The sequence below is a fragment of the Oceanicola sp. 502str15 genome (genome assembly GCF_024105635.1).
GTDB lineage: Bacteria > Pseudomonadota > Alphaproteobacteria > Rhodobacterales > Rhodobacteraceae > Vannielia.
Genome location: NZ_WYDQ01000001.1, coordinates 3,015,533 through 3,038,047 on the forward strand (window position 1 = coordinate 3,015,533; position 22,515 = coordinate 3,038,047).

Annotated in this window: 19 protein-coding genes; 2 read left to right on the top strand and 17 right to left on the bottom strand. The window is 63.4% G+C overall.

Annotation, left to right across the window (positions count from 1 at the left end):
* Positions 1-8 precede the first annotated feature (8 nt).
* The 8 genes from GTH22_RS14845 to rpsL all read right to left on the bottom strand — a co-directional run bounded on the left by GTH22_RS14845 (position 9) and on the right by rpsL (position 6,462).
* The gene (locus tag GTH22_RS14845; RefSeq protein ID WP_252946295.1) at positions 9-305 is read right to left on the bottom strand and encodes a 50S ribosomal protein L23; all 297 of its coding nucleotides are present in this window, start codon (positions 303-305) and stop codon (positions 9-11) included.
* On the bottom strand, positions 302-922 hold the full coding sequence (gene rplD, locus GTH22_RS14850) for a 50S ribosomal protein L4 (protein ID WP_252946296.1): 621 nt from the start codon (positions 920-922) through the stop codon (positions 302-304). The genes GTH22_RS14845 and rplD overlap by 4 nt, the downstream gene beginning before the upstream one ends.
* A complete protein-coding gene (rplC, locus tag GTH22_RS14855) occupies positions 919-1,800 on the bottom strand; it encodes a 50S ribosomal protein L3 (protein WP_252946297.1) in 882 nt (293 codons plus the stop codon). Before rplC ends, rplD begins: the two co-directional genes overlap by 4 nt.
* A 15-nt stretch (positions 1,801-1,815) precedes the next feature.
* Positions 1,816-2,124: a 30S ribosomal protein S10 gene (gene rpsJ / locus GTH22_RS14860; protein ID WP_074258233.1), complete on the bottom strand. Its 309-nt coding sequence runs from the start codon at positions 2,122-2,124 to the stop codon at positions 1,816-1,818.
* Between the two features lie 131 nt (positions 2,125-2,255).
* Positions 2,256-3,431, bottom strand: a complete 1,176-nt coding sequence (gene tuf, locus GTH22_RS14865; RefSeq protein WP_252946298.1) for an elongation factor Tu — start codon at positions 3,429-3,431, stop codon at positions 2,256-2,258.
* Between the two features lie 30 nt (positions 3,432-3,461).
* Positions 3,462-5,579: an elongation factor G gene (gene fusA / locus GTH22_RS14870; protein ID WP_252946299.1), complete on the bottom strand. Its 2,118-nt coding sequence runs from the start codon at positions 5,577-5,579 to the stop codon at positions 3,462-3,464.
* Positions 5,580-5,607: 28 nt separating this feature from the next.
* The gene (gene rpsG, locus GTH22_RS14875) at positions 5,608-6,078 is read right to left on the bottom strand and encodes a 30S ribosomal protein S7 (RefSeq protein ID WP_252946300.1); all 471 of its coding nucleotides are present in this window, start codon (positions 6,076-6,078) and stop codon (positions 5,608-5,610) included.
* A gap of 12 nt (positions 6,079-6,090) precedes the next feature.
* The gene (rpsL, locus tag GTH22_RS14880) at positions 6,091-6,462 is read right to left on the bottom strand and encodes a 30S ribosomal protein S12 (RefSeq protein ID WP_074257494.1); all 372 of its coding nucleotides are present in this window, start codon (positions 6,460-6,462) and stop codon (positions 6,091-6,093) included.
* 298 nt (positions 6,463-6,760) lie between these two features.
* Here rpsL and GTH22_RS14885 point away from each other — a divergent pair, with 298 nt between their 5' ends.
* Positions 6,761-7,774 (top strand): glycosyltransferase, encoded by a 1,014-nt coding sequence (locus GTH22_RS14885; protein WP_252946301.1) that lies wholly within the window; start codon positions 6,761-6,763, stop codon positions 7,772-7,774.
* On the opposite strand, the gene GTH22_RS14890 is transcribed toward GTH22_RS14885, so the two are convergent.
* Together GTH22_RS14890 and GTH22_RS14895 are read right to left on the bottom strand one after the other, a co-directional pair.
* A complete protein-coding gene (locus GTH22_RS14890) occupies positions 7,707-8,612 on the bottom strand; it encodes a DMT family transporter (protein ID WP_252946302.1) in 906 nt (301 codons plus the stop codon). The genes GTH22_RS14885 and GTH22_RS14890 overlap by 68 nt on opposite strands.
* A 72-nt stretch (positions 8,613-8,684) precedes the next feature.
* On the bottom strand, positions 8,685-8,954 hold the full coding sequence (locus GTH22_RS14895) for a DksA/TraR family C4-type zinc finger protein (protein WP_252946303.1): 270 nt from the start codon (positions 8,952-8,954) through the stop codon (positions 8,685-8,687).
* 180 nt (positions 8,955-9,134) lie between these two features.
* Here GTH22_RS14895 and GTH22_RS14900 point away from each other — a divergent pair, with 180 nt between their 5' ends.
* Entirely contained in the window at positions 9,135-9,482 is a 348-nt protein-coding gene (locus GTH22_RS14900) for a hypothetical protein (protein WP_252946304.1), read from the top strand.
* Positions 9,483-9,560: 78 nt separating this feature from the next.
* Here GTH22_RS14900 and rpoC read toward each other — a convergent pair whose 3' ends face one another.
* From rpoC to GTH22_RS14935, 7 genes are all read right to left on the bottom strand, one after another.
* Entirely contained in the window at positions 9,561-13,799 is a 4,239-nt protein-coding gene (gene rpoC / locus GTH22_RS14905; RefSeq protein ID WP_252946305.1) for a DNA-directed RNA polymerase subunit beta', read from the bottom strand.
* A 75-nt stretch (positions 13,800-13,874) separates the two neighbouring features.
* On the bottom strand, positions 13,875-14,738 hold the full coding sequence (locus GTH22_RS14910) for a hypothetical protein (RefSeq protein WP_252946306.1): 864 nt from the start codon (positions 14,736-14,738) through the stop codon (positions 13,875-13,877).
* Between the two features lie 105 nt (positions 14,739-14,843).
* Positions 14,844-18,980 (bottom strand): DNA-directed RNA polymerase subunit beta, encoded by a 4,137-nt coding sequence (gene rpoB, locus GTH22_RS14915; RefSeq protein WP_252946307.1) that lies wholly within the window; start codon positions 18,978-18,980, stop codon positions 14,844-14,846.
* 253 nt (positions 18,981-19,233) lie between these two features.
* Positions 19,234-19,614, bottom strand: coding sequence for a 50S ribosomal protein L7/L12 (rplL, locus tag GTH22_RS14920; RefSeq protein ID WP_252946308.1), 381 nt, complete (start codon positions 19,612-19,614; stop codon positions 19,234-19,236).
* A 73-nt stretch (positions 19,615-19,687) separates the two neighbouring features.
* Entirely contained in the window at positions 19,688-20,200 is a 513-nt protein-coding gene (gene rplJ / locus GTH22_RS14925; protein ID WP_252946309.1) for a 50S ribosomal protein L10, read from the bottom strand.
* A gap of 335 nt (positions 20,201-20,535) precedes the next feature.
* Positions 20,536-21,213, bottom strand: coding sequence for a glutathione S-transferase family protein (locus GTH22_RS14930; protein ID WP_252946310.1), 678 nt, complete (start codon positions 21,211-21,213; stop codon positions 20,536-20,538).
* A 53-nt stretch (positions 21,214-21,266) separates the two neighbouring features.
* Positions 21,267-22,340: a transglutaminase-like domain-containing protein gene (locus GTH22_RS14935; protein ID WP_252946311.1), complete on the bottom strand. Its 1,074-nt coding sequence runs from the start codon at positions 22,338-22,340 to the stop codon at positions 21,267-21,269.
* Positions 22,341-22,515: the final 175 nt, after the last annotated feature.

The following is a 22,515-nucleotide window of genomic DNA, read 5'->3' on the forward strand; positions in this document are numbered from 1 at the left end:
CGCCCGGATCAGAGCCCGGTGGACACGTCGATCGTGTTGCCCTCTTCGAGGGTCACATAGGCCTTCTTGACGTCCTTGCGCTTGCCGGGCTGGCCCCGGAAACGCTTGGTCTTGCCCTTGGTGATGGTCGTATTCACGGCCTTCACCTTCACACCGAAGAGGCTTTCGACGGCCTCCTTGATCTGCGGCTTGTTGGCGTCGATGGCGACCTCGAAAACCACACCATTCGCCTCGGAGGCCATGGTGGCCTTCTCGGTGATGATCGGCTTCACGATCACGTCGTAATGTTCTGCCTTGGCACTCATTTCAGTCGAGCCTCCAGAGCTTCGACGCCCGCCTTCGTGAGAACGAGGGTGTCACGCTTCAGAATGTCGTAGACGTTGGCGCCCATCGAGGGCAGCACATCCAGACCGTCGATGTTGGCGGAGGCGCGGAGGAAGTTTTCGTTCACTTCGGCTCCGTCGATCACCAGCGCCTTCTTCCAGCCCAGCTCCTTGAACTGCTTGGCGAGCTGACCGGTCCGGGCTTCGGCCATGTTGGCGTCTTCCAGGATCACCAGCTTGCCCTCTGCGGCCTTGGCCGAGAGTGCGTGCTTGAGGCCGAGGGCACGGATCTTCTTGGGAAGATCGTGGCCGTGGCTGCGCGGGGTCGGACCCTTGTAGATACCACCCTTGCGGAAGATCGGCGCGTTGCGGTCACCGTGGCGTGCGCCGCCGGTGCCCTTCTGGCGATAAATCTTCTTGGTCGAGTAGCTCGTCTCGCGACGGGTCTTCACCTTGTGGGTGCCGGCCTGCGCCTTGTTGCGCTGCCAACGGACGACACGGTGCAGGATATCGGCGCGGGGCTCGAGGCCAAAGACCTCGTCGCCCAGATCGACCGACCCGGCCTTGCCGCCGTCCAGTTTGATCACGTCGAGTTTCATTCGTCACCGTCCTTCTTTTCGTCGGCTGCGGGGGCGGCGTCACCGTCCTCGGCCTTGTCGGCTTCGATCGAAGCTTCGGCTTGCTGAAGGGCTGCGGCCTCGGCGGCAGCGGCTTCTTCGGCCAGGCGCTTCTCTTCGGCTTCGGCCTCGGCGGCAGCGGCGGCGGCGGCTTCTTCAGCGGCCTTCGCAGCGGCTTCACCGGCAGACTTCAGCGCGGCGGGGAGAATGGCGTTCTCGGGGAACGGCTTCTTCACCGCATCCTTGATCGTCACCCAGCCACCCTTGGAGCCCGGAACCGCGCCCTTGACCATGATGAGGCCACGGCCGCTGTCGGTGCGGACAACCTGAAGGTTCTGCGTGGTCACGCGGGCAGCGCCCATGTGGCCAGCCATCTTCTTGCCTTTGAACACGCGGCCCGGGTCCTGACACTGGCCGGTGGAGCCGTGCGAACGGTGAGAGATCGACACACCGTGGGAGGCCCGAAGGCCACCGAAGTTGTGCCGCTTCATCGCACCGGCAAAGCCCTTACCGATCGAGGTGCCGGAGACGTCCACGAACTGACCTTCAAAGTAGTGGTCGGCGGTGATCTCCTCGCCCACTTCGATGAGGTTCTCGGGGTCGACGCGGAACTCGGCCAGCTTGCGCTTGGGCGCAACCTTGGAGGCCGCGAACACACCGCGCATCGGCGCGGAGGTGCGCTTGGCCTTGGCCGTGCCGGCGCCGAGCTGAACGGCAGAGTAGCCATCCTTCTCGGCGGTGCGCTTGGCCACCACCTGCAGGGCATCGAGTTGCAGGACCGTCACCGGAATCTGCTTTCCGTCTTCCATGAACAGCCGGGTCATGCCGACTTTCTTTGCGATCACTCCAGAGCGCAACATATCCGTAGCCCTCCCTTAGACCGAGATCTGAACGTCCACGCCGGCGGCGAGGTCGAGCTTCATGAGCGCGTCCACGGTCTGCGGAGTGGGGTCGATGATGTCGAGAAGGCGCTTGTGGGTGCGGATCTCCCACTGGTCGCGCGACTTCTTGTCGATGTGCGGGCCGCGCAGAACGGTGAACTTCTCGATCTTGTTCGGCAGCGGGATGGGCCCGCGCACCTGCGCGCCGGTCCGCTTGGCGGTGTTCACGATCTCCTGGGTGCTGGCGTCCAGCACGCGGTAATCGAACGCCTTGAGGCGGATGCGGATATTCTGGCTTTGAATGGCCATTTTTTGCGTTCCTTTACGATTGAGAGGAGGGGCGATTGCAGCCGCCCCTCTTCGAACCGGTTTCAGTCAACCCGGCGGACCGGGCATCTCGGAAGGTGCGCCCGGAGGCGCACCCTACAAATCGATCACTCGATGATCTTCGACACGACGCCGGCGCCGACGGTACGGCCGCCTTCGCGGATGGCGAAGCGCAGGCCGTCTTCCATGGCGATCGGGGCGATCAGCTCAACGGTGAACGACACGTTGTCGCCGGGCATGACCATCTCGGTGCCTTCCTTCAGCGTCACCGTCCCGGTCACGTCCGTGGTGCGGAAGTAGAACTGCGGGCGGTAGTTCGCGAAGAACGGCGTGTGACGGCCACCTTCCTCTTTGGTGAGGATGTAGGCTTCGGCCTCGAACTTGGTGTGCGGGGTCACCGAACCCGGCTTGCAGAGCACCTGGCCCCGCTCAACGGCTTCACGGTCGATACCACGCAGCAGCGCGCCGATGTTGTCGCCGGCCTCACCACGATCCAGCAGCTTGCGGAACATTTCCACACCGGTGCAGGTCGTCTTGGTGGTGTCCTTGATGCCGACGATCTCAAGCTCGTCGCCCACGTTCACAACGCCACGCTCGATGCGGCCCGTAACCACGGTGCCACGACCGGAGATCGAGAACACGTCCTCGATCGGCATCAGGAACGGCTGGTCGACAGCGCGCTCGGGGGTGTCGATGTAGTCGTCGACGGCCTTCATCAGCTCGGCGATCTTCTCGGCGCCGATGTTGTCGTCACGGCCTTCGAGGGCGGCCAGGGCCGAACCGGCGATGATCGGAATGTCGTCGCCCGGGTAGTCGTAGGACGACAGCAGCTCGCGGATCTCCATTTCGACCAGCTCGAGCAGCTCTTCGTCGTCGACCTGGTCGACCTTGTTCATGAAGACAACCATCTTCGGGATGCCAACCTGACGGCCGAGCAGGATGTGCTCGCGGGTCTGGGGCATCGGGCCGTCGGCGGCGTTCACGACCAGGATCGCGCCGTCCATCTGGGCGGCACCGGTGATCATGTTCTTCACGTAGTCGGCGTGGCCGGGGCAGTCGACGTGGGCGTAGTGACGCGCGTCGGTCTCGTACTCCACGTGGGCGGTCGAGATGGTGATGCCGCGGGCCTTCTCTTCGGGCGCGCCGTCGATCTCGTCATAGGCCTTGAAGTCGCCAAACTGCTTGGTGATCGCAGCCGTCAGCGTCGTCTTGCCGTGGTCAACGTGACCGATCGTGCCGATGTTCACATGCGGCTTGTTACGTTCAAACTTTTCCTTAGCCATGATGGCCTCCTTGTCTCTGCGGGCGGACGCTTACGCGTATTTCGCCTGGATTTCTTCGCTGATGTTCTGCGGCACCGGCTCGTAGTGGTCGAACTGCATGGTGAAGTTCGCCCGGCCCGAGGACATGGAGCGCAGGTTGTTGATGTAGCCGAACATGTTGGCCAGCGGCACGAAGGCGTCGATGGCAATCGCGTTGCCGCGATTTTCCTGGCCCTGAACCTGCCCGCGACGGGAGGTCAGGTCACCGATGATACCACCGGTATACTCTTCGGGCGTCACCACCTCCACGGCCATGATCGGCTCGAGCAGTTTGGCGCCGGCCTTCTTGAGACCTTCACGCATGCACATCCGGGAGGCGATCTCGAAGGCGAGAACGCTGGAGTCCACGTCGTGGAACTTGCCGTCGAGCAGCGCGACCTTGAAGTCGATCACGGGGAAGCCGGCAAGCGGACCGGAGTCCATGACCGATTTCACGCCCTTCTCGACGCCGGGGATGTATTCCTTCGGAACAGCACCACCAACGATCTTGGACTCGAAGGAGTAGCCTTCGCCGGGCTCTGTCGGCGAGATGACCATTTTGACTTCGGCGAACTGACCCGAACCACCCGACTGTTTCTTGTGGGTGTAGGTGTGCTCGATCTCGTGGCCGATGGTCTCGCGGTAGGCCACCTGAGGCGCACCGATGTTGGCTTCGACCTTGAACTCGCGCTTCAGGCGGTCGACGAGAATGTCGAGGTGAAGTTCGCCCATGCCCTTCATGATGGTCTGGCCCGACTCGAGGTCGGTTTCGACGCGGAAGGACGGGTCTTCGGCGGCAAGCCGCGCGAGGCCCTGGGACATCTTCTCCTGGTCGGCCTTGGTTTTCGGCTCGACGGCGATCTCGATGACCGGATCGGGGAAGGTCATGGTCTCGAGGACGACCGGCGCGTTCTGGGCGCAGAGCGTGTCACCGGTGGTGGTGTCCTTCAGACCGGCCAGCGCGATGATGTCGCCGGCAAATGCCTCTTCGATCTCTTCGCGGTTGTTCGAGTGCATCATCATCATCCGACCGATGCGCTCTTTCTTGCCCTTGGTCGAGTTCAGGATGTTGTCGCCCTTGTTCATCTTGCCCGAGTAGATCCGGGTGAAGGTGAGCGAGCCGACGAAGGGGTCGTTCATGATCTTGAAGGCGAGGCCGGCGAAGGGCATGTCGTCGTCCGCACGGCGGGCGATGTTGCGCTCTTCGGTCTCGTCATCGGGGGCAAAGCCCATGTAGTCGACCACGTCGAGCGGGCTCGGCAGGTAGTCGATCACGGCGTTGAGCAGCGGCTGAACACCCTTGTTCTTGAAGGCGGAGCCACCAAGCACGGGCACGAAGTGCAGCGCGAGGGTGCCCTTGCGCAGCAGGGCGCGCAGGGTTTTCACGTCGGGCTCGTTGCCTTCGAGGTATTCCATCATGGCGTCGTCGTCTTCTTCGACGGCGGCCTCGATCATCTTGCCGCGCCATTCGTCGGCCATGTCCTTGAGGCTGTCGCGGATCGGGGCCTTCACCCACGATGCGCCAAGGTCTTCACCCTGCCACAGCCACTCTTCCATGGTCACGAGGTCGATCAGACCTTCAAGCTCGGTCTCGGCACCGATCGGAATGCCGACCGGCACGGCGCGGGCGCCGGTGCGGTCTTCGATCATGCGGACGCAGTTGAAGAAGTCGGCGCCGATCTTGTCCATCTTGTTGACGAACACCATCCGCGGAACCTTGTAGCGGTCGGCCTGGCGCCAGACGGTCTCGGTCTGGGGCTCCACGCCGGCGTTGGCGTCGAGCACGCAGACGGCACCGTCGAGCACGGCCAGCGAACGCTCGACTTCGATGGTGAAGTCAACGTGGCCGGGGGTGTCGATGATGTTCAGGCGGTGCTTCGGGCTGTCGGGCTCGGTGCCGTTCTCGGTGCGCTCCCAGAAGGTGGTGGTCGCAGCCGAGGTGATGGTGATCCCGCGTTCCTGCTCCTGCTCCATCCAGTCCATCGTTGCGGCGCCGTCATGCACCTCACCGATGTTGTGGCTCTTGCCGGTGTAAAACAGGATCCGCTCGGAGCAAGTGGTCTTGCCGGCGTCGATGTGCGCCATGATGCCGAAGTTGCGGTATCGGTCGAGGGGGTAGTCGCGGGCCATTGGATGCGTCCTCAGGAGTGTGCTTGGTTTACCAGCGGTAGTGGCTGAACGCTTTGTTCGCGTCGGCCATCTTGTGGGTGTCTTCACGCTTCTTCACAGCGGTCCCACGCGATTGGACAGCGTCGATCAGCTCACCGGCCAGACGCTCTTCCATGGTGTTCTCGTTGCGGTTCCGCGCGGCGATGATGAGCCAGCGGATGGCCAGCGCTTCGCGACGCTCGGGGCGCACTTCGACGGGCACCTGGTAGGTGGCGCCACCAACCCGGCGGGAGCGAACCTCGACCGACGGCTTGATGTTGTCGAGCGCCTCTTCGAACACCTCGATGGGCGACCGCTTCAGCTTGGTCTCAACCCGGTCCATCGCGTTGTAGACGATGCGTTCGGCGACGGATTTTTTGCCGTCGACCATCAGGTTGTTCATGAATTTCGTCAGAACCTTATCGCCATACTTGGCGTCAGGCAGGACTTCGCGCTTCTCGGCAGCGTGACGACGGGACATCTGTGATTCCTCTTACTTCGGACGCTTGGCGCCGTACTTCGAACGGCGCTGCTTACGGTCTTTGACGCCTTGCGTGTCGAGCACGCCGCGCAGGATGTGGTAACGAACGCCGGGAAGGTCTTTCACACGGCCGCCACGGATCAGAACCACGGAGTGCTCCTGAAGGTTGTGGCTTTCACCGGGAATGTAGCTGATGACCTCGTAACCATTGGTCAGGCGCACCTTGGCAACCTTCCGCATGGCCGAGTTCGGCTTCTTCGGTGTGGTGGTGTAGACGCGGGTGCAAACACCACGCTTCTGCGGGCAGCCTTCAAGGTGCTGCGACTTGGATCGTTTGACTTTGGGCTGCCGCGGCTTGCGGATCAGCTGTTGGATCGTCGGCATTCCGGTTTTCCCCGTCTCGCTCGTTCGTTCATCTAAGGCGCGGGCTGTGCACCGCCCGGCGCCGGTTCAGGTCTTGCGCGAAAGGCGGAATGCCAAACGCAAATACCGCTCCCGTTTCCTCTGCCGGAAACGACGCGGTGGAATCTCAGAGGATCGAGGCACGTGCTGCCTGGATCGTGGCCACTTCGATTTTGATACGGAATGTCGCGCAGGTTTGCCCGCACGTGTCCCGTGAGCGCGGCGTATAGGGGGAGTCGGGGAGGCTGTCAACACCTGCGGGCCCTTGTGGGGCAGGCTTGTGCGTGTATCGGCTGTTTGCCCACAGGGAATCAAGCCAAACCTGTCCGCACCGGCAAAATCCCGGGATTTAGAAGGCCCCGGCAGGGGGCGCCGCACGGGCCCTGCCCCTTGCCACGTCTCCTCCGCCCCCCTACCCTGCCGCGGGGGCAGTGCACAGACGTCAAGGACCAGTCACATCGTACAGATTCTCGGTATTTGCAGGTTTTCCTATCCCTGTTTCGGTGGCTTCCGGCGCGAGCACGCCACCATCCAGGACCGGATCGACTTTCTCTATGGCGAAGAGCGCCTCGAGGAGCGGTTTCGCTACTTCGAAACCTTCACCCTGCCCGGCTTGCGGCTCCAGACCGACGAGGACTTCAAGTTCATCGTGCTCACCGGCAACCAGCTCCCCAAGGCCTATGACGAACGCCTGAAGGATCTGCTCGCCACCCTGCCCCAGGCCCGGCTCTGCCAGTACGAGCCGCTCAACCACCGCGAGGCCTGCCTCAAGGCGATGCAGGAGCACATCGACCCCGAGGGCGGCGTCACCGGCCAGTTCCGGCTCGATGACGACGACGGGGTGAGCTACCGCTTCGTCGAGCGCTTCCGCGAGGCCTTCGACGATGGCCACGAGGTGATGAAGCGCGAGCACCGCTTCGCCGTCGACTTCAACCAGGGCTACACCGTCTGCATCGACGAGCAGGGCATCCGCGCCTGCGCCCAACAGCGGCAGTACTGGACGCCGGCGCTCGGCGTCTACATCCGCCCCCATGTCGACAAGACCGTGGTGCACTTCCGGCACGACACGATCTGGCGCCAGATGACCACGCTCACCTACACAGGCGAAGACATGTTCGTGCGCGGGCTGAACTCGACCAACGGCACCCCCTTCAAGAAGAAGGACTTCGAGGAGATGGTGCCGATCGAGGGCGATGTGGCGCGGGCGCTGTCGAAGAGCTTCGGGATCACCGAGGAGGCGCTTGAGAAATTTCACGCCGCCGAATCGCAAGCCGCCTCTCGCGCAGGTAGGTAAAGAGCCCGGCGGCGATCACCACCGCGGAGCCGAACAGGGTCAGCGGGCCGGGGAAGTCGCCGAAGGCCACGAAGCCCAGCACCAGCGCCCAGACCAGCCCGGTGTAACGGAACGGGGCGACAAACCCCATGTCCCCCATCCGCACCGCCGTGACCGAGAACATGTAGGCGAACAGGATCGACACCACCGACCCGGCAAGCGCCAGCGCCGAGGTGCCGCTGACCGGCACCCATGGCTCGAACAGCGCCGCCAGTCCGGCCGCCGCCCCCACGCTGAAGCCGGTAACCGTGGCCACGGTGAGCGAGGGCAGCGCGCCCGACATCATCCGCGTCAGCACGTCCCGCGCCACCACGGCCACCACCGCCGCCAGCGCCCAGATCGAATAGCCGGTAAAGCCCTCGCCGCCCGGCTGCACGATCAGCAGCACCCCGACGAAGCCGACCAGAATGGCCGACATCCGCCAGATCCCGATCGCCTCCGCAAAGAACAGCGCGCCGGCCAGCGTCACCATCAGCGGCGCGGCCTGGAGGATGGCCGTCGCGTTGGCCAGGGGCATGTTGTAGAGCGCGGTCAGAAAGAACAGCGCGGCCAGAACCTCCGACAGGCTGCGAAACGCCAGCAACACCGCATCGCGCCGCGACATCCGAAGCCGCAGCGCCCCGCGCGACCAGGCCAGCAGCACCAGCAGAGGCGTTACCGCGAGGCCGCGCAGGAACACGGTCTGAAACAGCGGCAGCTCGCCGGCGAGCGATTTGACGAAGGTGTCGTTGATGGTGAACGCGGCCATCGAGGCCGTCATCAGCATCGCACCCCGGAGGTTTTCGTTGAGGTCGGCCATGGCCGCAGCGGTAGGGGGATTATGTGACAGGCGCAAGTGTCTCTCTGCACCCGCCGACCGCCCCGGGCGGCGTCACTTCAGCTGGCTGTCCTTCGAGCCGCGCCGGTTGATCCCGGCCCGCGCCTCGAACCGCCCGTCGCGCTCCTGCTGGCAGTCGATGCAGAGCTTCACGCCGGGGATCGCCTCGCGGCGCTTTTCGGGGATCTCCTCCTCGCATTCCGCGCAATGGGTCAGGCTCTCGCCCCGCGGCCCGGCCTTGGCCCGCATCCGCTGAAGCTCGTCGCTGATCGACGCTTCGATCTGCTCGTTGACCGCCCCATCCTTCGACCATCCACCAGCCATTTTCTGCCCCTTTTCTCCCCGAAGTTGAGCAAAACTTACCATAACGTCATGCAAGCTGTATTTTTCACGTTAATTCCCGCGAGTCCAAGGGGTTTCACTGGTGTTCCCGGCGGAAACCCGCCAGTTTCCCAAGCGTAACTAGTGAGGAATTTCAACGCCATATTCTGTGAGAGAAGTCACTTGCCTGACCCTTTCGACCACGTCGGCGACCAGCCCAGAAGGCGCGCCTGGTGGAAGCTCCACCGCATGCCCGCAAGCTGGAAGGCCATTCTGGCCCTCGCCATGCTCGCCGCCGCCTGCCTCTACCTGATGGCCCCCGGCAGCCCCGATGTCGCCAAGCACGAGAGCCAGGCGATGATCGCGCTGCTGGCCTCCCTCGCGGTCAGCGGCCTGCTGGCCCTGCTGGCCGGCATGATCCACCACGGGCGCAAGGTCATCGCCGGCCTGCTGCTGCTGGTCGTGGCGCTGCTGAGCGATGCCCTGCTCTTTGCCGCCTACGCCGCCACCTTCGGCCTCTTCGGCTTCTGACCCGACACTGCCGCTGAAATGCCAAAGGGGCCCCGCATCGCTGCGAGGCCCCCTTGCGTGTCTGTCGATGGCCGGCGCTTACCGGCTCTCGGGCGTATCCACCAGCGTGTCGAACTCGTCGCCACCCACGATGTCGTCGTCCATCGGAGCCGCCAGCGCCGCCGCGGCTTCCGCCTCGGCCTGACGCGCGTCGATCACCTTCTGGTCGCGCTCGGTCGCGATGCGGCGCACCTTCTGGGTCGCACCACCGGTGCCCGCCGGAATGAGGCGGCCCACGATGATGTTTTCCTTCAGGCCCACGAGCTTGTCGCGCTTGCCCTGCACCGAAGCCTCGGTGAGCACACGGGTCGTCTCCTGGAACGAGGCCGCCGAAACGAAGCTGCGGGTCTGCAACGACGCCTTGGTGATCCCGAGCAGGATCGGCTCGCCCTGTGCCGGACGGCCGCTCTTGGCCACGGCCTTCTCGTTGGCGGCATCGAACTCGGCCTTGTCCACGTGCTCGCCTTTCAGCAGCGTCGTGTCGCCCGAGTCGAGGATCTCCCACTTCTGGAGCATCTGCCGAACGATGACCTCGATGTGCTTGTCGTTGATCTTCACGCCCTGAAGGCGATAGACGTCCTGCACCTCGTCGATCATGTATTCGGCCAGCGCTTCGACACCCATGATCGACAGGATATCATGCGGCGCCGGGTTGCCGTCCATGATGTAGTCACCCTTCTGCACGAAGTCGCCTTCCTGCACCGGGATGTGCTTGCCCTTGGGCACCATGTACTCGATCGGCTCGAGGCTCTCGTCACCCGGCACGATGGAGATCCGGCGCTTGTTCTTGTAGTCGCGCCCGAACTTCACGTAGCCGTCGGCCTCCGCGATGATCGCGTTGTCCTTGGGACGGCGGGCTTCGAAGAGTTCGGCCACACGCGGCAGACCACCGGTGATGTCCTTCGTCTTCGCACCTTCCCGCGGGATGCGTGCCACCACGTCGCCCTGCTTCACTTCCTGGCCCTCTTCCACCGACAGAACGGCGTCGACGGACATCGGGTAGGTCACAGGGTTGCCGGCATCGTTGCGCATCGGCTCGCCGTCTTCGCCCACGATGATGATCTCGGGCTTCAACTCGTTGCCTTTGGGTGCAGTCCGCCAGTCGATCACGATCTTCTGGGTCATGCCGGTGGCGTCGTCGGTCTCGTCCTTCACGGCAATGCCGGTCGTGAGGTCGACAAACTTGGCCGTACCGGCCTTCTCCGCGATGATCGGCAGGGTGTAGGGGTCCCACTCGTAGAGCTTGTCGCCGCGGGCAACCTTCTGGCCGTCGGTCACGAAGACCTTGGAGCCGTAGGTCACCTTGTGGCTGGCCCGCTCGGTGCCGTTGGCGTCGATGATCGCCATCACCATGTTCCGGCCCATCACGATCTGCTCGCCTGCCTCGTTCTCGAGGAGCGTGGCATTGCGCAGTTCCACGGTGCCCTCCTGAGAGGCCTCCTGGAACGACTGCTGACCACCCTGGGCAACGCCGCCGATGTGGAACGTCCGCATCGTCAGCTGGGTGCCGGGCTCACCGATCGACTGCGCGGCGATGATGCCGACAGCCTCGCCGGTGTTGACCATGGTGCCGCGGGCAAGGTCGCGCCCGTAGCACATGGCGCAAACGCCTTCCTCGGCCTCACAGGTGAGGGGCGAGCGCATCCGCACGGTGGCCACGTTGGCCTGCTCGACCATGTCGGCCTTGCGCTCGTCGATCAGCTCGTTGCGCGCCACCAGCACCTCTTCGGTGCCGGGGTGGATGATATCCTCGTTGGCCACGCGGCCAAGGATACGCTCCGCAAGGCTGCTCACCACCTCGCCGTCGTTGACGGCGGCGGCAGCGGTGATGGCCCGCTCGGTGCCGCAGTCGTGCTGACGGATGATGCAGTCCTGCGCCACGTCCACCAGACGGCGGGTCAGGTAACCCGAGTTCGCCGTCTTCAGAGCGGTATCCGACAGACCCTTCCGAGCCCCGTGGGTGGAGTTGAAGTACTCCAGCACGGTCAGGCCTTCCTTGAAGTTCGAGATGATCGGCGTCTCGATGATCTCGCCCGAAGGCTTGGCCATCAGGCCGCGCATCCCGCCCAGCTGCTTCATCTGGGTCACGGAGCCACGGGCACCGGAGTGCGCCATCATGTAAACGCTGTTCGGCTCCGCTTCGGCGCCGTTCTCGTCCTTCTTGATGGCAGAGATGGTTTCCATCATGGCGTCGGTGACGCGGTCGTTACACTTCGACCAGGCATCGACAACCTTGTTGTACTTTTCGCCCTGAGTGATCAGGCCGTCCATGTACTGCTGTTCGAAGTCCTTCACCTGCTCGCGGGTGTCGTCCACGATGGTCCACTTGTTGTCGGGGATCACCATGTCGTCCTTGCCGAACGAAATGCCCGCCTTGAAGGCCTCGCGGAAACCGATGGTCATGATCTGGTCACAGAAGATGACCGACTCCTTCTGCCCGCAGTAGCGGTAGACGGTGTCGATGACCTGCTGCACCTCTTTCTTCCGCAGCAGGCGGTTGACCAGCTCGAAGGGGGCCTTTGCGTTCAGCGGCAGCAGCGCGCCGAGGCGCATGCGGCCCGGCGTGGTGTCGAAGCGCTCGAACACTTCCTGGCCTTCGTCGTCGATCTGCTTGATCCGGGCCTTGATCTTGGAGTGCAGGTGCACCTCGCCGGCATTCAGCGCGTGCTCCACCTCCTCGACCGAGCCGAAGACCATGCCTTCGCCCTTCATGCCTTCGCGCTCCATCGTGATGTAATAGAGGCCAAGGATCATGTCCTGCGACGGCACGATGATCGGTGCGCCGTTCGCCGGAGACAGAACGTTGTTGGTCGACATCATCAGCACGCGGGCTTCAAGCTGGGCTTCCAGCGAGAGCGGCACGTGCACGGCCATCTGGTCGCCGTCGAAGTCGGCGTTGAAGGCCGAGCAGACCAGCGGGTGAAGCTGGATGGCCTTGCCTTCGATCAGCTGGGGTTCGAATGCCTGAATGCCGAGACGGTGCAGCGTGGGCGCACGGTTCAGCAGAACCGGGTGCTCGCGGATCACCTCGTCGAGAATGTCCCACACCTCGGGGCGCTCTTTCTCCACCAGCTTCTTCGCCTGCTTCACGGTGCTCGAAAGGCCCTTGGCCTCCAGCCGCGAGTAGATGAAGGGCTTGAACAGCTCGAGCGCCATCTTCTTGGGGAGGCCGCACTGGTGCAGCTTCAGCTCGGGGCCGGTCACAATCACCGAACGACCGGAGAAGTCGACCCGCTTGCCGAGAAGGTTCTGACGGAAGCGGCCCTGCTTGCCCTTGAGCATGTCGGAGAGCGACTTCAGCGGACGCTTGTTCGCACCGGTGATGGTGCGGCCACGGCGACCGTTGTCGAACAGAGCATCGACCGACTCCTGCAGCATCCGCTTTTCGTTGCGGATGATGATGTCGGGCGCACGAAGCTCGATCAGGCGCTTCAGACGGTTGTTCCGGTTGATCACGCGACGATACAGGTCGTTGAGGTCGGAGGTCGCAAAGCGGCCACCGTCCAGCGGCACCAGCGGGCGCAGCTCGGGCGGGATCACGGGGATCACGGTCAGCACCATCCACTCGGGGCGGTTGCCGGATTCAAGGAAGCTCTCGACGATCTTCAGACGCTTGATGATCTTCTTGGGCTTCAGCTCGCCGGTGGCTTCCTTCAGGTCGGCACGCAGCTGCTCGGCCTCGGCCTCGAGGTCGATCTGGCTGAGCATCTCGCGGATCGCCTCGGCGCCGATGTTCGCCGAGAAGGCGTCCATCCCGTAGGCGTCCTGCGCGTCCATGAACTCTTCTTCGGTCATCAGCTGACCGTACTGAAGGTCGGTCAGGCCCGGTTCGATGACGACGTAGTTCTCGAAGTAGAGAATGCGCTCGAGGTCACGGAGCGTCATGTCCAGCATGAGGCCGATCCGGCTGGGGAGCGACTTCAGAAACCAGATATGCGCGACCGGGGCGGCCAGCTCGATGTGGCCCATGCGCTCGCGGCGGACCTTCTGCAGCGTGACTTCCACACCGCATTTCTCGCAGACAACGCCGCGATACTTCATCCGCTTGTACTTGCCGCAGAGGCACTCGTAGTCCTTGATCGGCCCGAAGATACGGGCACAGAACAGACCGTCACGCTCGGGCTTGAAGGTCCGGTAGTTGATCGTCTCGGGTTTCTTGATCTCACCGAAAGACCAAGACAGGATCCGCTCCGGCGAAGCGAGCGAGACCTTGATCTCATCAAACACCTTCGGCGGGGTGAGCGGGTTGAACGGGTTGTTGGTCAGTTCCTGGTTCATATCATATTCCTTTGGCGCCCTGGGTGCCCTGCGCAGGGGCTGCATATCTGGAAAGGGTATTCGGTGTGGCTCGGGTCAATGGCCTATCCTCTTCTTCAGAGAAGAAAGTCTCCGTTTTTCCTTCCAGAGGCCGATTTCTCTTCGGATGTCCCACAATATTCGTGAGCTGGAGCTCAGTTCTTTCTGCACTTGTGTCAGCAGTGGCGAAGGTCCGAACGCGTGGGGTTTCTTGATGGCTGCCGAGATCGCTCCCCTTTTCAGAACACCGCTCTGAAAGGTCGGCCACATCGGCTTAGTGTGATAGTGATCTTCATTCAGACCAAGAGCCGGAAACTCGAACCGCCACGGGTCCGTCTCGCCTGCGGTCAACTTGTACGAGAGGACATCGCGAAGATGTCCGATCTCCCAATAGCAAACCACAAGCGAGTTGAACGCACGGTAATCGGCGTTGATGGTTCTGAGAGAAAGCGCCTCGGCGTCCTCCCCCAGGTCATCGGCCGGCTCCGAAAAGTCGCAGCCCTCAATCGCGTCATCCGTATTCCAGAGGACAAAGAAGTACTTCTTGTTCTGGGTGCGAATGAGGTCCCTCACCTTGGTCAGGTAGTCATCGTCTACGGGAGCCAAAGGCGCCAGATCCTCGAGCATCAGAAAAACATGCCCGCATTCCGGCATGTGCTGTTCAAGCTCGTCCAGCGCATGAGAGAGCAATTCCACAAAATTGCTGCCGGGTTTGCGAAATACCCTTTCGCCTTCAATCGCCCCATCGGTGACGACATAGGCAGGGGGGTGCTCAGGCCAGAACTCATCGAGGTTCTGAAGTGATGCATTCAGGTAGCGCTCGTACTTTTGGCAGGTCATCACAAACAACGCCTCTTCCGCCGCACCGGAGTGTCCGGCCGACTTGCTGGCGATGTCTGCTGTCTGATGAACTGTGGTCATTTCACTACCTGCTTCGATACCTATCAACAAGTTTGCCGTCCGCGTGTCACAACTCGTCCGGTTCTTGTGCCGACCCCATGGCAAGCACGGGGTCGGCTGAATGATCTACTCCTCGCCCTCCGCATCCAGGAGTTCCATGTTCAGGCCGAGGCCGCGGACTTCCTTCACGAGCACGTTGAAGCTCTCGGGAATGCCCGCCTCGAAGTTGTCCTCGCCCTTGACGATCGACTCGTACACCTTGGTCCGGCCAGCCACGTCGTCCGACTTCACGGTCAGCATTTCCTGCAGGGTGTAGGCGGCGCCATAGGCTTCCAGAGCCCAGACTTCCATCTCCCCGAAACGCTGGCCACCGAACTGGGCCTTACCACCGAGCGGCTGCTGGGTGACGAGGCTGTAGGGGCCGGTCGAACGTGCGTGGATCTTGTCGTCCACGAGGTGGTGCAGCTTCAGCAGGTACTTGATGCCCACCGTCACCGAGCGCGCAAACTGCTCGCCGGTCCGGCCATCGAACAGCACCGACTGGCCGCTTTCGTTGAAGCCCGCGCGCTTGAGCGCATCGTTCACGTCCACTTCCTTGGCACCGTCGAAAACCGGGGTCGCAATCGGCACGCCGCGGGTCACGTTGCCCGCCGCCTCGAGGATCAGGTCTTCGTCGAGCGACTGGATGTGATCGCTGTAGGCTTCTTCGCCATAGGCCAGCTTCATCGCGTCGCGCACCGGGGTCATGTCGCCGGAGCGGCGGTATTCACCCAGGGCCTCGTCCACGTGGATACCAAGCCCGCGAGAGGCCCAGCCCATGTGGGTTTCAAGGATCTGACCGACGTTCATGCGCGAGGGCACGCCCAGCGGGTTGAGCACGAAGTCGACCGGGGTGCCGTCACCGAGGAAGGGCATGTCTTCCACGGGCACGACCCGCGAAATGACACCCTTGTTCCCGTGACGACCGGCCATCTTGTCACCCGGCTGAAGCTTGCGCTTCACGGCGATGAAGACCTTGACCATCTTCATCACGCCCGGGGGCAGATCGTCGCCGCGGCGGACCTTCTCGACCTTGTCCTCGAAACGGGCATCGAGCACGCGCTTCTGCGCCTCGTACTGCTCGTGCAGCGCCTCGACCATCTGGGCCTCGGCCTCGTCGCCCAGCGCGAGCTGCCACCACTGACCCTTGGAGAGCTGCTCCAGCAGGTCCTCGGTGATTTCCGAGTTCGGCTTCACGCCCTTCGGGCCTTTCACGGCCGTCTTGCCCATGATCATGCCCTGAAGACGGGCGTAGATGTTGCGATCGAGGATCGCCAGCTCGTCGTCACGGTCACGTGCGAGGCGCTCGACCTCTTCACGCTCGATCTGAAGCGCCCGCTCGTCCTTTTCAACGCCGTGGCGGTTGAACACGCGCACTTCCACCACCGTGCCGAAGTCGCCCGGGGGCAGACGCAGCGAGGTGTCGCGCACGTCGGAGGCCTTTTCGCCGAAGATCGCGCGAAGCAGCTTCTCTTCCGGGGTCATCGGGCTCTCGCCCTTCGGGGTGATCTTGCCGACGAGAATGTCGCCGGGGCCCACTTCGGCACCGATGTAGACGATCCCGGCCTCGTCGAGGTTGCGCAGGGCTTCCTCGCCGACGTTGGGAATGTCGCGGGTAATCTCTTCCGGCCCGAGCTTGGTGTCACGTGCGGCCACTTCGAACTCTTCGATGTGGACCGAGGTGAACACGTCATCCTTGGCGATGCGCTCGGAGATGAGGATCGAGTCTTCGTAGTTGTAGCCGTTCCACGGCATGAAGGCGACGACGACGTTCTTGCCGAGCGCCAGTTCCCCCATGTCGGTCGACGGACCGTCGGCAACCACTTCGCCCTTCACCACCTTGTCACCCACCTTCACCAGCGGACGCTGGTTGATGCAGGTGTTCTGGTTCGAACGCTGGAACTTGCGCAGACGGTAGATGTCCACGCCCGGATCGCCCGGCTCGAGGTCTTCGGTGGCACGGATCACGATCCGCTGCGCGTCGACCTGGTCGATGATCCCGCCGCGGAACGCCTGAATGGCAGCGCCGGAGTCGATCGCCACCTTGCGCTCGATGCCGGTGCCCACAAGCGGAGCCTCGGCCTGCAGCAGCGGCACCGCCTGCTTCTGCATGTTCGAGCCCATGAGGGCGCGGTTGGCGTCGTCGTTCTCAAGGAAGGGGATGAGCGAGGCGGCGACCGAAACCAGCTGTTTCGGGCTCACGTCGATCAGGTCCACGTTCTCGTTGGGAGCCAGCGTGTATTCACCGGACTGACGGGTGTTGACCATCTCGTTGGTGAACTTGCCGTTCTCGTCGAGGCTGGCGTTGGCCTGTGCAACCGTGTGGCGCATCTCTTCGGTGGCCGACATGTAGTGCACTTCATCGGTCACCTGGCCGTTTTCGACACGGCGGTAGGGGGTTTCGATGAAGCCATACTTGTTGACCCGCGCAAAGCTGGCGAGGTTGTTGATCAGGCCGATGTTCGGGCCTTCCGGCGTTTCAATCGGACACATCCGGCCGTAGTGGGTCGGGTGCACGTCGCGCACCTCGAAGCCGGCACGCTCACGGGTCAGGCCGCCCGGGCCAAGCGCCGAAAGGCGACGCTTGTGGGAGACTTCCGAAAGCGGGTTGGTCTGGTCCATGAACTGCGACAGCTGGCTGGAGCCGAAGAACTCGCGCACGGCGGCGGCCGCCGGCTTGGCGTTGATCAGATCCTGCGGCATGACGGTGTCGATCTCGACCGACGACATGCGCTCCTTGATCGCCCGCTCCATGCGGAGCAGACCCACGCGGTACTGGTTCTCCATCAGCTCGCCGACGGAGCGCACACGGCGGTTGCCGAGGTGGTCGATGTCGTCCACTTCGCCCTTGCCGTCACGCAGCTCGACCAGCGCCTTGATGCAGGACACGATGTCTTCCTTGCGCAGCGTGCGCTGGGTGTCTTCGGCGTCGAGATCGAGGCGCATGTTCATCTTCACGCGGCCCACGGCCGAGAGGTCGTAGCGCTCGCTGTCGAAGAACAGGCTGTCGAACAGGGTGGAGGCGGCCTCCACGGTGGGCGGCTCGCCGGGGCGCATGACGCGGTAGATGTCCATGAGCGCGGTGTCGCGGTTCATGTTCTTGTCGTTCGCCATGGTGTTGCGGATGTAGGCACCCACGTTGATGCCGTCGATGTCGAGCACCGGAATGTCGGTGATGCCCGCGTCCACCAGCTCCTTCAGGGAACCGCCGGTCACGTCGCCGTCCTTGTCGGTTTCCCAGGTCAGCTCGTCGCCGGCCTCGACGTAGATCGCGCCGGTCTCCTCGTTGATGATGTCCTTGGCCACGAACTTGCCAACGATCCGGTCGAACGGCACCAGCAGCTCGGTGATCTTGCCCTCGTCGATGATCTTCTTCACCGCGCGCGGGGTAACCTTCTTGCCGGCCTCGGCGATCACTTCGCCGGTCTTGGCGTCGACCAGATCATAGGCAGGCCGCGTGCCGCGCATCCGCTCGGGGAAGAACTTGGTCACCCAGCCCTTGTTCTTCTTCAGCTTGTAGCTGACCGTGTCGTAATAGGCGTCCATGATCGCCTCCTGGTCCAGCCCGAGGGCATAGAGCAGGGTGGTCACGGGCAATTTGCGGCGACGGTCGATGCGCGCAAAGACGATGTCCTTGGCGTCGAACTCGAAGTCCAGCCACGAGCCACGGTAGGGGATGATCCGGCAGGCAAACAGCAGCTTGCCCGAGGCGTGGGTCTTGCCCTTGTCATGGTCGAAGAACACGCCGGGGGAGCGGTGCATCTGGGAAACGATGACGCGCTCGGTGCCGTTGACAACAAAGGTGCCGTTCGGGGTCATCAGGGGCATGTCGCCCATGAACACGTCTTGTTCCTTGATGTCCTTCACCGACTTGGCGCCGGTATCCTCGTCCACATCAAACACGATGAGCCGCAGGGTGACCTTCAGCGGGGCGCTGTAGGTCATGTCGCGCTGCTGGCACTCTTCAACATCGTATTTGGGCTTCTCCAGCTCGTATTTCACGAACTCGAGAACAGCTGTCTCATTGAAGTCCTTGATCGGGAAGACGCCCTGGAAGACGCCCATGATGCCGTCGCCGTCGGTCGGCTGGGGCTGATCGCCGGAATTCAGGAACAGGTCATAGGAGCTTTTCTGAACCTCGATGAGGTTCGGCATCTCCAGAACTTCGCGGATTTTGCCGTAGTAACGGCGGAAACGTTTGTGGCCGAGGAGGGTCGAAGCCATAGCGGTGTGTCACCTTTCGTCTGTCGCCGCACGCATTCCCGTCGGGGCACCGGGAGGGCGCGGCTCACGAATGAAGGAGCGTCCGGGATCAATACCAGCCCACCGTCCCACCGGCAGGCACCCGATCCAGTCGAACGCGCCTTGGAAAGAACCTCTTGCAGAGGCGCTTGCCGAGACGCATTCGGCTGGACCCGGATTTTTGCCCGGATCCAGCCAATTCTCTATCGGGCCACCCGTGACGGGCGGCAGCCGATTACTTGAGTTCCACCTCGGCGCCAGCTGCTTCCAGCTTGCCCTTGATGTCTTCGGCTTCGGCCTTGTCGACGCCTTCTTTGACAGCTTTGCCGCCGGCTTCGACCAGTTCCTTGGCTTCCTTGAGGCCCAGGCCGGTGATGGCGCGGACTTCTTTGATGACGTTGATCTTCTGGGCGCCAGCGGCCTTCAGGATCACGTCGAACTCGGTTTTCTCTTCTTCCGCAGCACCGGCGTCGCCGCCAGCGGGACCGGCCATCATCACTGCGCCGCCAGCTGCGGGCTCGATGCCGTACTCGTCCTTGAGGATGGTTTTCAGTTCTTGGGCTTCGAGAAGGGTCAGACCCACGATCTCTTCAGCAAGTTTTTTCAGATCAGCCATTTTTCGCTTTCCGTCTGTCTAGATGTGTTCCAACGCGAGGTAATCAACCCCTACGCGGCTCTCATTCGTTGCCTTACGCGGCCTTCTCTTCGATAGTCGAAAGGATGGACGCGATATTCGAGGCAGGTGCGCCAATGGCGCCGGCGATGTTCGAGGCGGGGGCACCGATGCAGCCCACGATGGAAGCAATGAGCTCCTCGCGAGACGGCATGGCGGCCACGGCTTTGACACCAGCGACGTCCAGAGCGCTCTCACCCATGGCACCACCGAGGATCTCGAGCTTCGAGTTGTCCTTGGAAAACGCCTGAACAACCTTGGCCGCAGCCACAGGATCTTCAGAGTAGGCGAGAACGGTCATACCCGTCAGAAGATCGGCAATGCTGGCGCAAGGCTTTCCTTCCAGGGCGATCTTGGCGAGCCTGTTCTTGGCGACACGTACGGACCCGCCAACTTCGCGCATTTGCGCGCGCAGGTCCTGCATCTCGGCAACCGTGAGACCCTCGTAGTGGGAGACCACAACGACGCCAGAGCTTTCGAAAATCTGGCCGAGTTCCTCGACCACTTTCTCTTTCTGGGCTCTATCCACAGTTTCACTCCAATTTGGGCAGGATCATCCCCGCCCGGCTCTTTTTTGCTGGCCGAAGCCAACACTCAGGTCCGTACTACGGGGCTGAAGCCAAGTTCGCCCGAGAGAAGCCTCGCGGGAAAACATGTTCTGACCCGTCTCAGGCAGGAAATTAAGGGGTTCGGACGAACGCCACCCACCGTCTTGGACGAAACGCAAAACAGCGCACGACGAATCGCACGCTGGGTTGCAGGGGGCGGTTTAGTGGCATGGGCCGCCAAGGGCAAGTCCCCGGAGCCACAAACCGGCGCGGGGCGATCAACTTTGTTCGATCCCGCCGCGAGCGGCGCGGGCGCTCAATCCGGGCTGCCATTGTCCTTCAGCGGAAACATCCAGCGCATCGGGCGGGCCTCGTCGACCACGCGGGCAATCGAGGGATGCGCCATCAGCCGGGCGCGATAGGCCAGCAGCGCGGTGTGGCGGGCGGCAATCGGGTGGCCCCAGTGGGCATAGTGCAGCGCCGGTCCGGCGGCGACATCCGCAAGGGTGAAACGCCCGCAGGCCGCCCAGTCGCGCTCCGCCATCCAGAGATCGAGCCAGGCATAGGCCTTGTCGAGCACGGCCTGCGCCTCCTCGTCGGCCAGCGGGTCGTGCGCCGCGCCCCGGATCCGGTTCAGCACCATGCGGGTGAGCGGCGCCATCACGTAATCGTCGAAGACGCCATCCATCTGCCGGGCCTCGATCGCCGCGCGCGGATCTGCGGGCACCAGCGGTGCGGCCGCGCCATGGTGCAGGTCGAGATACTCGATGATCGGCGCACTCTCGATCACCACCCGCGCCCCGTCCACCAGCACCGGAAACTGCCCGGTCGGCGCGGCCTGCGCCACAAAGGCGGCATTATCCGGATGCTCCGGGTCTACCATCAGGAAGTCGAAGGGCACCTCGCGCTCGTAAAGCGCAATCAGCGCCTTCCAGCAGAAGGAGGCAAAGGGGTGGCCATAGAGCTTCAGCATCGGCGTGCGCCCGGCAGACAAGGTGGATGAATCCTATCTGCCGGGCGCGGGGCCAGCAAGCTGCGGCGCGCGCGTCAGGCCGTCAGTTCGCGCGCGGTGATGGTGTAGACAAACTCGTCCGGCGCCAGCTCGTCCCGCCGCGTGCCGTCGATCTCGGCCTGCGGATACATCAGGAACGGCAGCGGCGTGTCGTCCTGCGCGCCGGGCAGCACCACGTCGTGGGCATCGCCGAAGGCAATCCAGTTGCCCTCCGAGGCCCCGAACAGCGCCGCGCGCACGTCCTGCACCTTCTCGTCGCCCAGCGTCAGCGTCTTCGGCGGCTCTTCGAGCACCACCTTGCGCACATCCGCCGGGTCGACCGGCACCCAGCCGATCCCGTCGATGAACACCTCGGCGCGGCAGTGCTGCGCCTTCGTCACCACCTCCGAGCCCGCACCGAGGCTCTTGTAACCAAAGGCCGAGGGCGCAACGCGGATGCCATAGAGGTCGCGCGCCGGCAAACCGGCCGCCCGGGCCAGCCCGACGTAGAGCGAATTCAGATCGGCGCATTTGCCGGTGAGGTCGCCCATGTGCAGCATCGAGGCCACATCGCCAAGGCCACAGCCCCGAGTCTCGGGGTTGCGCTCGGTCTGCTCGACCACCCAGTCATAGATCGCACGGGCCTTCTCCAGCTCGCCGTCCAGCCCGGCAACGATGCCCTGCGCGGTTTCCAGCACGATCCCATTGGTCGGAATGAGCGCGGTCGGCGCGGTGAAATGGGCGCGATCCTCCGCACTCAGCACTGCCTCGCTGCCCTCAGTCAGCGACACCGCACGGTCCCGCGTGGCGACAACCGAGATCACCTCGATCTCGGCATTGCCCTCGCCCTCGGGCCAGCTTGCATGAACAAAGCTCGCGCCCTGCTCCGTGTCTTCCACCAGCTCCGCCTCGGGCGCATTGGTCATCCACAGCGTCTCGCCGGGCCGCGACCAGCCCTCCGCCGCCAGTGCCGGCACCGGCACCCAGGCCTGCGCCGCCTTGCCACCGCGCGGCAAAACCACCTTCGTGGTGATCTCGAAGCTGCGCCAGCCCGCGGGCTTGGGGGCATAATTCGCCAGAGACACCCGGGGCGCCGCCGCCATCAGAGCCAGCGCGCTCCCGCCCAACATTACCGTCCTTCTGTCCATGCTCTCGCTTTCTCCAATGCATCCGCCCCGCACCGGGACACGTCGCGCGCAGCTATACGCCATCCGATCCCGGTCACAAGTGCCCCGGCCATTTGCCGCCGCAGCGCAGGCGCGGGCCGCCGCGCCCCGTCGGTAAGTGCACAAATGCAGAAACATC